The sequence below is a fragment of the Paenibacillus pseudetheri genome, assembly GCF_924513355.1.
In the GTDB taxonomy this organism is placed as follows: domain Bacteria; phylum Bacillota; class Bacilli; order Paenibacillales; family Paenibacillaceae; genus Paenibacillus_AQ; species Paenibacillus_AQ pseudetheri.
Window position 1 is genome coordinate 1 of the sequence record NZ_CAKMAB010000007.1, and the last position, 14,060, is coordinate 14,060.

The 14,060-nt window shown below is 47.6% G+C and carries 13 protein-coding genes; 1 reads left to right on the plus strand and 12 read right to left on the minus strand.

Features of this window, described 5'->3' with window-relative positions; all coding sequences use genetic code 11:
• Positions 1-280: 280 nt before the first annotated feature.
• The 5 genes from L1028_RS08195 to L1028_RS08215 are packed head-to-tail and all read right to left on the minus strand — an operon-like array spanning position 281 to position 3,790.
• Entirely contained in the window at positions 281-1,009 is a 729-nt protein-coding gene (locus tag L1028_RS08195) for a hypothetical protein (protein ID WP_234532920.1), read from the minus strand.
• Positions 1,003-1,704, minus strand: coding sequence for an ABC transporter ATP-binding protein (locus tag L1028_RS08200; RefSeq protein WP_234532921.1), 702 nt, complete (start codon positions 1,702-1,704; stop codon positions 1,003-1,005). Before L1028_RS08200 ends, L1028_RS08195 begins: the two co-directional genes overlap by 7 nt.
• A 13-nt stretch (positions 1,705-1,717) precedes the next feature.
• Positions 1,718-2,092, minus strand: a complete 375-nt coding sequence (locus tag L1028_RS08205) for a GntR family transcriptional regulator (RefSeq protein ID WP_234532923.1) — start codon at positions 2,090-2,092, stop codon at positions 1,718-1,720.
• Positions 2,093-2,094: 2 nt separating this feature from the next.
• Complete coding sequence (locus L1028_RS08210) at positions 2,095-2,841, minus strand: ABC transporter permease (protein ID WP_234532924.1); 747 nt, start codon at positions 2,839-2,841, stop codon at positions 2,095-2,097.
• Positions 2,834-3,790: an ABC transporter ATP-binding protein gene (locus L1028_RS08215; protein WP_234532926.1), complete on the minus strand. Its 957-nt coding sequence runs from the start codon at positions 3,788-3,790 to the stop codon at positions 2,834-2,836. Before L1028_RS08215 ends, L1028_RS08210 begins: the two co-directional genes overlap by 8 nt.
• 250 nt (positions 3,791-4,040) lie before the next feature.
• Here L1028_RS08215 and L1028_RS08220 point away from each other — a divergent pair, with 250 nt between their 5' ends.
• Positions 4,041-4,235 carry a hypothetical protein gene (locus L1028_RS08220; protein WP_423803027.1) on the plus strand — a complete coding sequence of 65 codons (195 nt, stop codon included), beginning with the start codon at positions 4,041-4,043 and terminating at the stop codon, positions 4,233-4,235.
• 343 nt (positions 4,236-4,578) lie between these two features.
• Here L1028_RS08220 and L1028_RS08225 read toward each other — a convergent pair whose 3' ends face one another.
• The 7 genes from L1028_RS08225 to L1028_RS08255 all read right to left on the minus strand — a co-directional run bounded on the left by L1028_RS08225 (position 4,579) and on the right by L1028_RS08255 (position 14,052).
• Positions 4,579-6,474 (minus strand): RICIN domain-containing protein, encoded by a 1,896-nt coding sequence (locus tag L1028_RS08225; protein ID WP_234532928.1) that lies wholly within the window; start codon positions 6,472-6,474, stop codon positions 4,579-4,581.
• An 81-nt stretch (positions 6,475-6,555) separates the two neighbouring features.
• Positions 6,556-6,885 (minus strand): glycoside hydrolase family 30 beta sandwich domain-containing protein, encoded by a 330-nt coding sequence (locus L1028_RS08230; protein WP_234532930.1) that lies wholly within the window; start codon positions 6,883-6,885, stop codon positions 6,556-6,558.
• Between the two features lie 11 nt (positions 6,886-6,896).
• Entirely contained in the window at positions 6,897-8,480 is a 1,584-nt protein-coding gene (locus L1028_RS08235) for an extracellular solute-binding protein (RefSeq protein WP_341482504.1), read from the minus strand.
• Positions 8,481-8,580: 100 nt separating this feature from the next.
• A complete protein-coding gene (locus L1028_RS08240; protein WP_234532932.1) occupies positions 8,581-9,516 on the minus strand; it encodes a carbohydrate ABC transporter permease in 936 nt (311 codons plus the stop codon).
• 15 nt (positions 9,517-9,531) lie between these two features.
• A complete protein-coding gene (locus L1028_RS08245; RefSeq protein WP_234532934.1) occupies positions 9,532-10,452 on the minus strand; it encodes an ABC transporter permease in 921 nt (306 codons plus the stop codon).
• Between the two features lie 227 nt (positions 10,453-10,679).
• Positions 10,680-12,980, minus strand: coding sequence for an AraC family transcriptional regulator (locus L1028_RS08250; RefSeq protein ID WP_234532936.1), 2,301 nt, complete (start codon positions 12,978-12,980; stop codon positions 10,680-10,682).
• 52 nt (positions 12,981-13,032) lie between these two features.
• Positions 13,033-14,052, minus strand: a complete 1,020-nt coding sequence (locus L1028_RS08255; RefSeq protein WP_234532938.1) for a LacI family DNA-binding transcriptional regulator — start codon at positions 14,050-14,052, stop codon at positions 13,033-13,035.
• Positions 14,053-14,060 lie beyond the last annotated feature (8 nt).

Below are 14,060 nucleotides of genomic sequence, written 5' to 3' on the forward strand. Positions count from 1 at the left end.
AGTGGTGTCTTCCAAGCTTTTTACCAATCTCTCGGTTGGTCCATTCCAAACGATGCAAGATTTCTAGCTGACTACGTTCGATTATGCTAAAATGAGTGTAGTTCATGTTCTGATTCTCCTTATGTAGGGGTGGTGTGGTAACTTCATTCTACACGAATCAGTCATGGGCTATTTTTTTATTCTCTTAGCAGCTGTCGCACTTCATATTACAATCCGTCACATAAAAACGAAGACAAAGCTTAATCGCTCTGCCTCCGTTCTCAAATCTATATCACATTTGCTAGGACTCCACTCTTTTCTTAACGAGCTTGATGATGGCTGCAATAAGAAGAACTGCAATCACTAATTCAAACAACATAGGACCTAGATTCACATGACCCTGTATAAGCTGTATTCCATTTGGAATATCTGACTCATTTATAATCTCAAACTGGAATAAACTTTCCCAGGCAGTGAAGTTACTTTTGAAGAACAAATTCTCCAAATAGGATACTCCATTCTGTAACAAATACGCAGTAGCCAGCCCAATCCATACTCGGCCCTTAAATTTTATGCTTCGTGCAACCGTAATGGCGAACATTAATGTAAGCATCATATAACCGGAAAACCAATATACTTGCAAGAGAACTAGTGAACCCACTGTCCAGAAATTTTCCGGAAGAAATGAAGTAGAATACATCGAGATATAGACACCTAAATGGATCAAAGCTACGAATATAATACCCAGTAACAAAACTAAATAGAGCACTAATGGAGAAAGGACTGTATTTAGGGTTCTTATAGGCACTAGACGACGATTATAGGAATTTATATTATGAAAAAAGGTTCGTGCTGCCATGACAAGAAGGATCATTCCTGCAATAACATAAGTTATAGCATTCATAGTAAATCTTTCATAGTCATGTAATTTGGTAAACCCTAACCCAATCTGCGCTAGAATTACGATTACAAAAACAGCAAGAAACTTATCCCTATCTTGTCTAAAATCATACTTCACTAGCTTTAGCATTCTGCGTACACCTCTCTGAACAGTTCGTCTATGCTTTTACCTTGGCGCAGCCGGATATCTTCTACCGCAGTATGCATCACAATTTCTCCCTCTTTTATAAAAATCACATCATCAAAGATCCGCTCGATATCCGATACTAAATGAGTAGAAAGGAGAATAGTGCTGTCCTCTTCATAAAACTCTACTAACGCGTTAAGAATTTTAGTTCTAGCTACTGGATCAACACCACCGATTGGCTCATCCAGTAAATACAGGCTAGCTCGGCGCGATAAAGCAAGTGTAAGCTGTAGACGTTCATTCATCCCTTTGGACAAATCCTTTACCTTATCTTGAGCTCTTAGCTTCATAAACTCCAACATTCGAGAAGCCTTAGTCTGATCAAAATCCGGATAGAAATCACTTTGGAACTTTAGAGCATCCTTAACATTCATCCAGGATTCTGTAAGCGGCTTATCGGGCATAAATGACACTACTGCTTTACTATCTATGCCTACAGCCCCTCCAATAATGGATACACGACCGGAAGTAGGCTGTGTCAGCCCGGCGATGATTTTCATAAGTGTACTTTTACCGCTGCCGTTACTACCCAGCAGTCCCGTGATCTTACCCGCATTCAGATTAAAGGATACTCCGCGGAGGGCATGCTTGGATCTATATTTTTTTGTAACGTTATGAACCTCAAGTATATTTTCCAACCTGCTTATCCCCCTATTCTGTATCCTTGTTTCGGATATTCTCTGCTACCGCTGCTAAAATATCTTCACCTTGAAAACCAAGGTCCTGCATGCCACGAATGAAACGATCTAGTACATCCTTTGCCATTTCTTTTTTGATGGTCAAAATAGTATCTTCATTACTAGTGACGTATCTTCCCATTCCACGCCGGGTCTCCACGATTTCTTCACGCTCCAGTTCCTGAAAGGTTCTTTGTACTGTATTCGGATTAATCTGCAGTTCATTGGCAAGCTCCCGCACCGAGAGAATTTTATCTCCTGGTTTTAACTTACCTGTGACGATTTCTCCTTTAATGTAATTCATGATCTGAATATAAATCGGCAGGTTGTTATCAAATTCGATTGTCATGATTAAGCAACATCCCTTCGTCTAAAGACGGAGAAGCCTATGAGTAGAAAGACAACTGAGTATAAGATCAGCATTACAATGGAAAAGGTCAGCGTCATTCCAGGTATAGGTGCTCCTCCACCTTCATAAGCAGCTAAATTTAGGTTTGGGAATAATACATATTTATAAAATTCACGAAAAATAACCAATTTGTCTATCATCAGCATAAACATTGTAGCACCAATTGTAACACCCGTAGATGTTGTCAAAATCCCGATCATAAAAGCAAGTGTTGAATATACAACTGTACTAACTGAGTTATACATTAAACTGGTTAACATCTCACGAATACCAGCTTCACCACCACTCAAGCCAAACCACAAAGCGCCTGATGCAAAAACCGCCAACATGCCGACAACTGCCACTGAGAACGCGTAAATCAACACAACAGCATATTTAGACGCAAGTATTGCTGTACGACTTCTCGCACGGATTAGAAGGAATTTGATGGTACCCTGACTATATTCTTTTGAGACAATACCCGCTGTTCCGATGATTGCGAGAATGGTAATCACTTGCCCAATCCCTTGGGAAAGCAGCATCATTGCTGAAAAATCATAAGCTGATCCAAACATATTAGGTGAGGCAGAATGAACAATGTAACCTAATAGCAGGGATAATAGAATTAATATCAGGTAAGGCACAAAAAACGTACGTTTCTTCGAGAGCTTGAGCCATTCATTAACCACCAAATTATTAAAGCTACGCAATGCGGTTCCCTCCAGTCCATTTCAAGAAATCTTCTTCTAAGCTTTGTTTATTCTCTGTAATCCGGAAAATGCCTACCCCTTTATCACTAAAAGCAGACACTAGCTCTGGCACTTTACTGTCATGCAGACTTACCGTCACCTCAGAACGAGCACTGTCCATAGTTAATAGTTCTGCGTATTCTAACCTTCCCAAGAGGATTATTGCGGATTCAACTGAGGCTACGCGAATCGTTAGTTTCACTTCTGCAGCTGCTTCCTGATCCCCTCCAATCGCTGTAACGGTCACCAGCTTGCCGTTCTGAATCACGATGGCACGATGACAAATTTGTTCGATTTCAGTCAGCAGGTGGCTGGAGATTAGAATAGAAATCCCTTCAACATCTGCAATCCTACGCATATAATCACGCATTTCTCGTATTCCTGCTGGGTCAAGACCGTTCGTAGGTTCATCTAGAATCAATAACTTGGGTCGGTTCAGTAACGCCTGAGCAATCCCAAGACGTTGACGCATACCCAGCGAATAGGCCTTCACTTTCTTATTCATTGCTTCCTGAAGTCCTACCAATTCCACAACCTCTTCAATTCTACCGGCCTCAATATTATCTGTCATTCTCTGGTATTGCTTTAGATTATCAAGCCCTGTCATATACGGATAGAACTCTGGATTTTCAATAATCGCTCCAATATGTCCAATAGCTTTATTAAAATCATTCTTAACACTGTGACCTTGAACGATCACATCGCCTTCACTCATCCGTATTAGACCTGTCATCATCCGGATCGTTGTTGTCTTCCCTGCACCATTGGGTCCCAATAGCCCAACAATTTCTCCCTTACGGATATCAAATGTCAGCTTATCCACAATGGATTTCCCTTTAATGATCTTACTTACCCCATTCATTTGCAGCACGATTGAATCCTGCATGCGTTCGTTACTTCCCTGCTTCATGGTAATCCTCCCTGCCATCTTATGATTATTGATGAGTTCGTTTTAATGTGTCGGTGTTATAGTTGAATAGTACACTAATATATTGTTGATGTAAAGCCCGAAATTATGGATTACGCAAAATAAGGGCTTTCTATTAGACTATCTTCCAAACCATAAATTGAAATGAACATAGATTAAATAACAAAGGAGGACTGACAAATGAAAAAAGAAGTTCATGTATCTCAGACTAACCCACGCTTGACCGTTTACAATGAAGAAAACTTTAGGGGTGTTTAGAGGGAACTTCCGTGTACTTCGTGGAAACCACAGCATCCGTGATTTGGACGACTTCATTTCCGGTAATGATGTGGAATCCATTATTTCAACTAATCAAAGATTAACTCTCGAACAGATTCGCAATATCCGCAGCAGCGGCACTTTGCCTGCGGGATATCGCTTGATCTAACATTTCCATTCAACAAGAAAGGAGCAATCTGGAGCTAGAGCCCAGGTTACTCCTTTTAATAGATTAATCCCCTAAAAGGTAATATACATAAATACCACAATTGAGGTAGAGTTATTATAAGATCAGAATGAAAAAGTCTACAGTAAGATGCCAGAGAAATTATTCTCATTTAACTGATGCTACAAACATAGGGATAGAAAAAGACCAAGCCATCCTTCGCAAAGCAGCCGGAAATCCTGATGAGCTCAAGTCTGGGGATGGCAGTCTTAAACTGTATATCCAGTCTTCATACACACACCAAAAAGCCCGCGCTTGTCGGGCTTTTTGACATTCAAATCAAACCTTACGGTGCTACAAAGAAGAATAACTGATTGTCCGCTCCAGTATAAGACCACTGCTGGATTTTGGTACCGTTCATGGTTGAAGTGCCTGGAATATCCAGCACTTTGCCGCTATTCTTATTCACAATCTTATAATAGCCCCCACCTGCAGCTTCAAGCTTCCACTGCTGATTATTTCCTCCCGTACCGGTAAGCGCCCACTGCTGAACGCCCGCACCGTCCGTGGTGGAGCCGTTTATTACATCCAGGGCTTTGCCGCTGGCTGCGTTAACGATGTTGACATACCCACTTCCTGCATCGCAGATCGTCCACCGCTGGTTATTTCCGCCTGTATACTCCCATTGCTGGACAAGCGCTCCATCCGCCGTAGAAACGCCAGTCACATCCAGGGACATTTCACTTGCTTTGCTCAAGATCTTATAGGTGCCGCCGGTCACCGGTGCCGAGGTGGACGACCATTTGAACGTGATCGCGCCTCCGGCAGGAACCATGTACGTGAATGACTGCGAATTCCACTGAATCTTGACGGTCTTAGCGCTGGAGAGCCGGTTGGACAGCACAAGAGCAATGGTGCCGTCCGGATTCTTATAGGCTACGTCCTCCATGCTGTCCTGAAACGTGTTCGAATCGATGCGGGACGCATTCAGGTCGACAAATTTGCTGCTGTGCCCCAGACCGTAAAATTGCGGGTTGTAGGTCACTGAGTCCATAGTGTCAGACCGGATGGTCAGCAAGCCGCGGTTGGCAGCATCAATTCCGACGAGCGCGGGGCCGCCATTCTGATCCAGCGCAACATTCCACATGATATAGGACTTTGCCCAGTTTCTGGGGAAGCGGATCATATGCATCATCAGATCCTGGAACATTCCCATATTCGTGCCGCCGCCAATCCACGTTCCGCTGCCGCCTTCCGTGAACCAGATCCGTTTGGCCGGATACTGGTTATGCAACGTGGTCAGGTTAGAATGGCTGAGGGCCGAATAATAATGAAAAGCACTGCCCTGTGTATAGTCAGATGCGCTAGATCCCAGCACCGACGAGGCGTAGCTGATATCGTCATAGTTATGGTCATAGGCCATAATTTGAGTGTTAAGCCCGTTCTGTGCCAGCTTCGGGCCCAGCACATTGATCAAATTGCTTTGTTCACTGGCCGACATTAGCAGTCCGGGATAGTGAGGGGCAAATTTCGGTTCATTCTGCAGGGAAAGGTCATAGACCGGCGTTCCAAGTGCGGCATACTGCTGCAGATATTTCACCAGATAATTGGCATAGGCATCATAGCTATCGGTACGCAGTGTGCCGCCCGTGTCGCCGTAGAGGCTTTTTTGCGTCTTCATCCAGGCCGGCGGACTCCACGGGGCGGCGAACAGCTTGATCCGGCCCGGATTAACGTTGTAGGCCTGATTAAGCATAGGGCGGATATAGGCATCTTCCCGCCAGAGCGAGAAAGCGCTCAGGTTCATATCATCACTGTTCCCGCTCGTATCATCATAGGTCCACATCTCCCAGTTGAAGTCACTCGCGCCGATTGGCTGGCGGAGGGCGCTGATGTTGATGCCGTTGGCGCTGAACAGCTGATTCATGACCTCGGTTCTTTTGGCTGTAGACAGTTTGTTTTGCAGCAGCCAGCTGGATGAATCTGTGAGTGAAGCTCCAAAACCGTCCATCGTCTGATAGGTGCTTCCTTCATTGACAGTAATCGTATAGTCTGCACCTGCGCTGGACGCAGAGAACTTGACATCCGATTGTCTTGCCAACCAAGTATTTGTGTTGGGGTTGGACAGCCATACCTGTACGGTTTCCCCTGCAGCCTGCGCCTGTTGCGGTGCGGACACCGCCCCCATGGGCACGCTAATGGCCAGAACAGTTGCCAGAGTCAGCATTTTTTTGATTGCCATAACAGTTCACTCTCCCTGAATAATATGAACTTCTCAAAATGCCCTTATAGTGTTAACAGCAAATGTGACGACAACGTGGGATTAGTCCAGTACAGCCACCCAGCAATAGGTCCCGGCTATCCCAGCTGGCAGAGACGCTGTGAACTGCCAGCCTTCGTAGAGCAGTCGGAAGTCCAGATCACGGTGGTCAGTACAGTTGACCACTACCGCCATGTACCCGCCATCCGGCTTGCGGAAGACGATAGGGGTCACGCTGTCCATACCTCCGCTGCTGGTGATTCTTACCGCGCCTCGCCGGACTTCGACTCGGTCCAGAGCAGATCCCGTAATCTGCTGCTTTGCCACATTCCCCTTTCTTTTCTGAATAGGAACTGGAACAGCGGCGAAATTGCCTCCGCCGCTGTTCCTCATAATTTCAAGCTCTATTTAATTCCTTTTTCGTCAAAAAACTGATTCGATTGTTCCTTCACATAAGTCAGGAGTTTTTCGATACCGGCACTTTTCAGCTTGTCGCGGTAGGTCTTGAGTGCAGCGTCCACATCAGGTATCAGCCCGAGCATCAGCGGCTTGCCGTATTGCTCAAACACTTGGTTGACCGCTGCAAGCTCGGTTTTAACCGGATCATAATCCATATAAATCGGTCCGAAAATATCCGGTTTGCTGATCGGCTTGAATTCTTCCTTCAGCTTATCGAGGCCATCCCAGCCTCCTTCTTCTTTCAGCATGTTGGGCTCATAGCGCCAGCCCCAGCTTGCGATATCGAAACGCGGCGTCACATTGAGATCGACACCCGGTGCCGGAATGACAATCGTTTTGGCGTCCTTGCCCTTGGCCCAGTGCTTGCCTTCGATCCCATAGGTCATCAGATCAAAGTAAACAGGGTCGTTGCGAAGCTTATCGAGCACCATCAGCGTGCGCTCCGGATTCTCCGAGCTCTTCGGAACAGCCATCGCGTTCGAGCTTGGCAGCGTCGGAAGTACATAATTGTGGAACCGGGTGAATGGGAAGTAGCTGATTTCCATATTCAGTTTTTTGGACTTCACCTCATTAATAAAGCCTCCGGCGCTGGACGGGTTGCGCCAGTAGATCGCTCCTTGTCCGGTCTTGATGAAATCGCCGGCTTCTTGCTTCGAGGACAGCGAGTTTTTGTTCCAGTAGCCCTTGTCTGCCCACTCCTTCATCTTCTTGACCCAAGCTTCGTACTTGTCGGTAAACGGTACGATTTGAATGTCCCGCGGAGTATCGTAAGAAGTGGCCGCGATCACCTCACTTCCGCCAATCATCTGGAAATCATTCCAGTATTGGGATAGGAATTTCACGTTATCATAGACCAAGCCATTGATCGGGGTAACATGCTTCTTCGTCTTCACGGCATCCATGTAAGCCTCAATCGAATTCAGGTCGGTGAACTCCGGCAGGCCCAATTCCTTGCGCCAGTCCTCCCGGTAGACGTAGCCGGCTGGAGTGTATTCCGGAACCGTATTCGGCACCGCGTAAATACCGCCGCCGACCGTGACGGAGCCCCAGTCATCCTTCGGCACATTGCCCCAGGTTTCCGGTGCATATTCAGGGAGCAGATTCGTCAGATCCAGGAACGCCCCCTGCTTGGACAGCTTGTAGAAATCTGCCCAGCTCGATGCGAAGATCATGTCGATCTTCTCACCGGAGGTTAGCAGCAGATTATATTTAGTCTGCCAGTCGTTCCAGGTGGTAAACTTGAGATCGACCGTAGTGTTCAGGTCTTTTTCCAGCATTTTGTTCCATTCGGCCAACACCTTGTCCATATCCTTATGCGTATCGCCGACCAGATACCAGGTCAGCTTTACCTTTTTGAGCGGTTCCTTCGACGATGTGGCCTCACTTGCCGATGGACTGGCATTGCCTCCGGACGTAGCCGGATTGTTCTTTTCCGCCGCACCGTTATTCGATCCGCCGCAGCCTGCCAGCAACGATGCCAGCATGGAGATCGAGACGAGCAGTGTCCATCTTTTTTTGATTTTTCCCAACTTGATTCCTCCTCAATTAATGTGCTAAATGCTTCGAGCCTGTCTGACCTTGCCCTTTATTACTTATAAAAAAAACACTATGTTAGCCGGCAAGCCGGTTCTAACCTTTGACCGCTCCAACAGTAAGCCCTTTCACGAAGTAGCGTTGGACGAAAGGATACAGCAGGATAATTGGCCCTGTCGCCACCACAGCAACGGCCATTTTGAGTGTTTCCGTCGGCGGCACGACATTAGCGGCCAGGTAGGCCCCGTTGTTCGTCTGCAGCACCGCTGCGCTGGACAGGATTTTATAGAGCAGGAATTGCAGCGGATATTTACTATCCGATGTAATGAACATATTGGCATTGAACCAGTCGTTCCAGTAGCCGAGTGCGAGAAACAGCCCGATTGTGGCGAGTCCAGGCGTCGACAGCGGCAGAATCAGTCTCTGGTAGATCTTGAAATCACCGGCGCCATCAATTTTGGCGGACTCTACAATGGATTCAGGGATCGACTTCATGAAGCTGCGCATCAGGATAATGTTCCAGGCACTCAACAGCGGAGGCAGAATCAGCGCCCAATAGCTGTCTTTGAGCCCCAAATTTTTGGTCATGAGAATATACCAGGGAATTAGGCCGCCGCTGAACAAAGTCGTGAAGTAAATAAAGAACGAAATGCCGTTGCGCATTGCGAAATCCTTGCGGGAGAGGACATATCCAGCCATCGAGGTCAGGAAAATGCCCAGCAGTGAGCCGGCGATGGTCACACCGATCGTTACACCGTAAGCCCGGTAAATTTGCTCCGGCGTACTGAATACGGACTTATAAGCCTCAAACGAGAGCGTGTTCGGGAAAAATTGAAAGCCTTTTGAGATAATCTCCAGCTCATCGGTAAAAGAACCGGCGACAATCAGCCAGAAGGGGATGAGACAGATCAGGGAAACGAATGTCAACAGTGTGTAGCCGATGATATTAAAAACTATGGTTTCCTTATCCTGCTTGATCCGGCTGCCCTTGAAGGCATCCGCTTTGGCCAGTTGATTGACTTGAGTACTCAAGCGTATACCTCCTTTCTAGAACAAGGAGTAGTCCTTGTTCGTCTTACGGATGATGAAATTGACGATCATGATCAAGGCGAAGCCGAAAAAGGATTGATACAGGCCGGCTGCCGTACCCATCCCGATGTCAAAATTGACCGTCAGGGAACGGAACACATACGTGTCGATAATGTCTGTGGCATCGTACAGCATACCGTTGCTGCCGATAATCTGATAGAACAGATCGAATTGCCCCTTCATAATGCTGCCTAGGCTGAACAGAATCAGCAGGATGAAGGTAGGTTTCAGCAACGGCAGGGTGATATTGCGGATTTGCTGAAAAATAGTCGCCCCGTCGATTTTCGCCGCCTCGTAATATTCATCGCTGATCGCCATAATGGCTGCCAAATAAATGACTGTGCCGTAGCCGAGCCCTTTCCAGATATTAAAGAACACAATAATGAACTTCCAAGGCGCCGTATGCAGGTAGAAATCATAGGGATGAAGTCCAATCTGCTTAAGTACGCTGTTGACTACCCCGAGGTCTGAGAACAGGTTGTAGACGAACGCGCCTACCAGCACCCAGGACAGAAAATAGGGAAGAAACATAAGCGATTGGGCCGTCTTCTTAAACAGCTTGCCGGACAGTTGAGCAAGGAATACGGCACAAATAATCTGCATGATATTGCCCAGTAAAATGAACGCCAGATTATACAGTACGGTATTCTTGGTCAGATTCCACAGTACTCCTGTCTTAAACAGGAAATTGAAATTCTCCATCCCGACAAACTGGCTTCCAAACAGCCCCCCGTCAAAATCAAACTTCGTAAAGGCGTAATACACGCCAATCATCGGGATGTAACTAAATACAATGAAAAACACAATTGTTGGTGCAATCATCAGCAGGAGCGTCTTGCTCTGACGCAGTTCCCGGATGATCCCGCCCTTTCCGGACATCGAATCAGCCTCCTTCTCCTTCTGTTTGGAATATTCCGCCGGTACTTCCGGCTTCAAGGTCAATACTAGGAGACAGCCTCTTTCCGGGCAACTTACCATATGCGATATGACTCACTTTTTGCTTAAAAAGCAGACTAATTTTTTCCGAACTGACTGCTTATTTGCTACCTCTGTACGTTAAAAAAGGCGATCCTGCGCGATTTTACCGCCATAGGTCGCCTTCTCTTCTAATCTGCTGCAATGCCTGCTTCTTCGCCGTCATCATCTGTTCGCCCCCGGCCCGTTCTGCGGTATTCCGCAGGCGTTACACCGTTGTACTTCTTGAACGCTTTGAAAAAGTACGGGCTGTTCGAGAAGCCGGCGCGTTCTGCGATTTCTCCGACGGGAGCATCCGTTTGCAGCAGCAGCTCGCGCACTCTGCTCATCCGCACCTTCTGGATATAACCTAGTATCGTCTGCAGCGTATGCTGTTTGAACACGCGCCCGATATAGGTGGCGGACATGCCAAGCTCCTCTGCCAGCATGTCCAGAGAAAGATTCGGATCGGCATAACGTTCATCGAGAATTTTTTTGATCCGGCCCGGCAATTCATCCTGCCGGCTCTTCTTCCGTTCATTCATCTGATTCTCCAACTGATCAAATAGGGACATACAACGTTCAATGAACTGCTCCATCGTCTCAGTCCGGGAGTGCGGCATATACAGCTGCAGATTAATGAACTCCCAGTCCTCGTTCGTCAGTGAATGTGACCGGATAATCCTCAGCGCGTTCTGCAGCGCAAAGGTCAGATGTGAAACGGCAAACTGGTAGGAAATATAGGTATAAGCAGCCGTATCTACAATGATCTCGCGGAACAGCTGCCTTACATCAGCTATCCGCCCCAGCATTAGCTCATCAATCATCTGCTTCTCTTTATGCAGTGGATATTCATAACGTTTGGTCTTGTTCTGTTCCACTTCCTCGGCTTCGATATGGCTGCCGGCTCCGCTGAACACCCAGCTGTATGAGGCTTCCACCGCCTGCTGATACAAGGCGTGCACCGCTTCAATACTCGGGCCGCTCAGGCTCGAGGAAACAGTGACTGACAGCTTTAAATATTCGCTGACCGCCGTCTGAATCCAGGAAGCAGACTCCTTGCACCGCTCCCGGTCACCTTCGGCATCGCCGGACATCTGAAGCAGCACCGCCGCCTGTTCATCCCCGATATCCGCTGCGGTGGCGGGAATGCCAGCGGCAGCGAACAGCTCTTGGACAATGTTGAGCACTCCGTAGATCAGCAGCTTGCGGTCCTCCGCTTTGTATCGGTTCACGAATAGCAGGTGATCGTCTACCATGATCAGCAGGACACGGACAGGTTGTAAAGGATCCAGCGGAATGCTGTACCGTTCAAACCGGTCGGATGCATGCCGGGCGTTCATCTGTGTATATCCCTTCAACAGGCTGCGGAGATAATCCATGCGCATGGCCTGGACACTCTCCCGCTGCTCTGTCTCCAGCTTACCTAGCCGGGAGAGCTTGTGGTTGAGCCCGCTGAAAATCCGACGGGACAGCAGAGAAGACAGCACAAGTCCGGCGAGCAGGATGCCTCCGGCAACGATCATTGTCTTGGTCCGCATACTGTCGATATTCTGGCTGATTACTGAATAAGGCACAATGCGTATATACCTCCAGCCTAGATAGTCAGACCTGCTGTAGGTGATCAGAGATTTGACATGATCGACCTCAGCGGCAAAATACCCGGAACCCTCCGGATCTCGCAATATCCGGTCTATATACGTCGTGCCCTTAAGGCTGCTCAGCATCGGCGTCTTCCAGCTGTTCGTGACAAGTGTGCCGTTTTCGTCGATCAGAAAGGTATTCGTCGGATCATTCGTTAAAGAACCGTCGATATGCTTATGTAGGTGCGTCTCCTTGATGTTGACGACGACCGCATTCTTCCGCGACTTCTTGCTGAGCGTGTCATATAGCAAAAAAGTATACGTATCGCGTTCCCGCTCAGCGATGTTTCCGACGAGCCCATCGATCCTCAACTTGCGAGGAATCGGCATTAGCGTGTTGTAAACGTTTACATTCTGGAGCATGTTGCGCAGCTCCTGATCGTAAAATTCCGCCTCGCTGAACACTGAAGGTACGTTCATATCAGAAGTGACATAGAAGGTGCGTGCCTCGGCATTGTAAACATAGATAGACTCGATAAATGGCGAGGTTTCACGGTAATTGGTCAACTGCCGGATGGAAACGGCGATGTCCAGCGCACTGACATCGGGAAAATTAAGCAGATTGGCGACATTCTGATCGCTGTAAATCTGCTTGGCGAACGTGGCGGCGGTCACAGCCATCACGGAGGCTTCCTGAGTCGTCTGCGCCAGACTATCCATCGTCTGATCATAGGATTGGCGGAGCGCAATTTTCTCAAAATTCATATAAAGAATGATGGACAGGATGGAAATTGTCAGAAAAATCGTGACTACCATTACGGAAAAAAACTTCCCGAAGTAGCGTTCTACCTTTCTATGCGGCATTTTCATGCATGATTCCCCCACCAAAGGATAGTGTCATTCCAGCCCCGTAGGTGGGCATTCATTTCAAATCAGCCCCTTTTTGCGAAGAACCTTTGACAATCAGCCTGGAATCGATCATAAAATTTCTTTGACCCTGCTGGAGATTGCCGTTGATCTGATCGATAACCTTGTCCGCCAGCAGCGCTCCCAACTCGTACAGCGGCTGTTCGACTGAGCTGATCTTAGGCGATACATAGTTTGTAATCCGGATATTGTCGACACCCACCACCGCCATGCGGTCCGGAATCGCAATGCCATACTCAGAGCAGGCTTTGTACACACCTAATGCCATCTCGTCATTGGCGGCAAAAACCGCTGTAAAATCGCCGCTTTCTTCCCATAACCGACAGAAAGCTGCATATCCTCCATCTTCGGAGAATTCTCCTTTCTCAACCAGAGTTGACAGAAAAGGAAGTCCCGCCGCAGCCAGCCCCTCCTTGAACCCTTGCAGCCGCTCGATGCTGTCGAGCGCCTCCTCGTAGCCGTTCAAAAAAGCAATCTTCCGGTGCCCGTTCGCCGCCAGATGAGTGACAACATCACGGCCGATTTTCCAGTTATCCGTAGTGGAGCAGGGAATATTAGGATGTCCAAGCCGGCGTCCGATAACCCCAATCGTGTACCCTTCACCAGCGAAGGCCGCGATCTCTTCGTCGCTCAGCATCGGTGCAACCAGGATAATGCCATCTACTGTCCGGTTCTGAAGCAGCGACAAATACTCCAGTTCCTTCTCCTTCTCATTTTGCGAGTTGCAGATGAGAATTTTGTAATTCATTGCGTTCGCCCTTTGTTCAATTCCCTTGATAATCTCGGCATGATAGGATATCCCGATATCGAGTACGACGACGCCCAGAGTCATGGTCTTCCTGGATCGGAGTTGCTTGCCCATGGCGTTCGGTGTATAGTTCAATTCCTGAATGGCCTTCAATACCTTACTTTGCGTTTCCTTAGTTACCAGCGGACTGTCGTTCAATACGCGTGATACCGTCGCGGGCGAGACATTGGCAATCCGGGCAACATCGATAATTTTGCTATTCTTCATCAGATCAC

Excerpts from the sequence above, each read along its gene's own strand:
- L1028_RS08220 (WP_423803027.1), top strand. The coding sequence starts at position 4,041 with ATGAAGAAAACTTTAGGGGTGTTTAGAGGGAACTTCCGTGTACTTCGT.
- L1028_RS08195 (WP_234532920.1), bottom strand. The coding sequence starts at position 1,009 with ATGCTAAAGCTAGTGAAGTATGATTTTAGACAAGATAGGGATAAGTTT.
- L1028_RS08250 (WP_234532936.1), bottom strand. The coding sequence starts at position 12,980 with ATGAAAATGCCGCATAGAAAGGTAGAACGCTACTTCGGGAAGTTTTTT.
- L1028_RS08215 (WP_234532926.1), bottom strand. The coding sequence starts at position 3,790 with ATGAAGCAGGGAAGTAACGAACGCATGCAGGATTCAATCGTGCTGCAA.
- L1028_RS08225 (WP_234532928.1), bottom strand. The coding sequence starts at position 6,474 with ATGGCAATCAAAAAAATGCTGACTCTGGCAACTGTTCTGGCCATTAGC.
- L1028_RS08230 (WP_234532930.1), bottom strand. The coding sequence starts at position 6,885 with ATGAGGAACAGCGGCGGAGGCAATTTCGCCGCTGTTCCAGTTCCTATT.
- L1028_RS08245 (WP_234532934.1), bottom strand. The coding sequence starts at position 10,452 with ATGTCCGGAAAGGGCGGGATCATCCGGGAACTGCGTCAGAGCAAGACG.
- L1028_RS08205 (WP_234532923.1), bottom strand. The coding sequence starts at position 2,092 with ATGACAATCGAATTTGATAACAACCTGCCGATTTATATTCAGATCATG.
- L1028_RS08255 (WP_234532938.1), bottom strand. The coding sequence starts at position 14,052 with ATGAAGAATAGCAAAATTATCGATGTTGCCCGGATTGCCAATGTCTCG.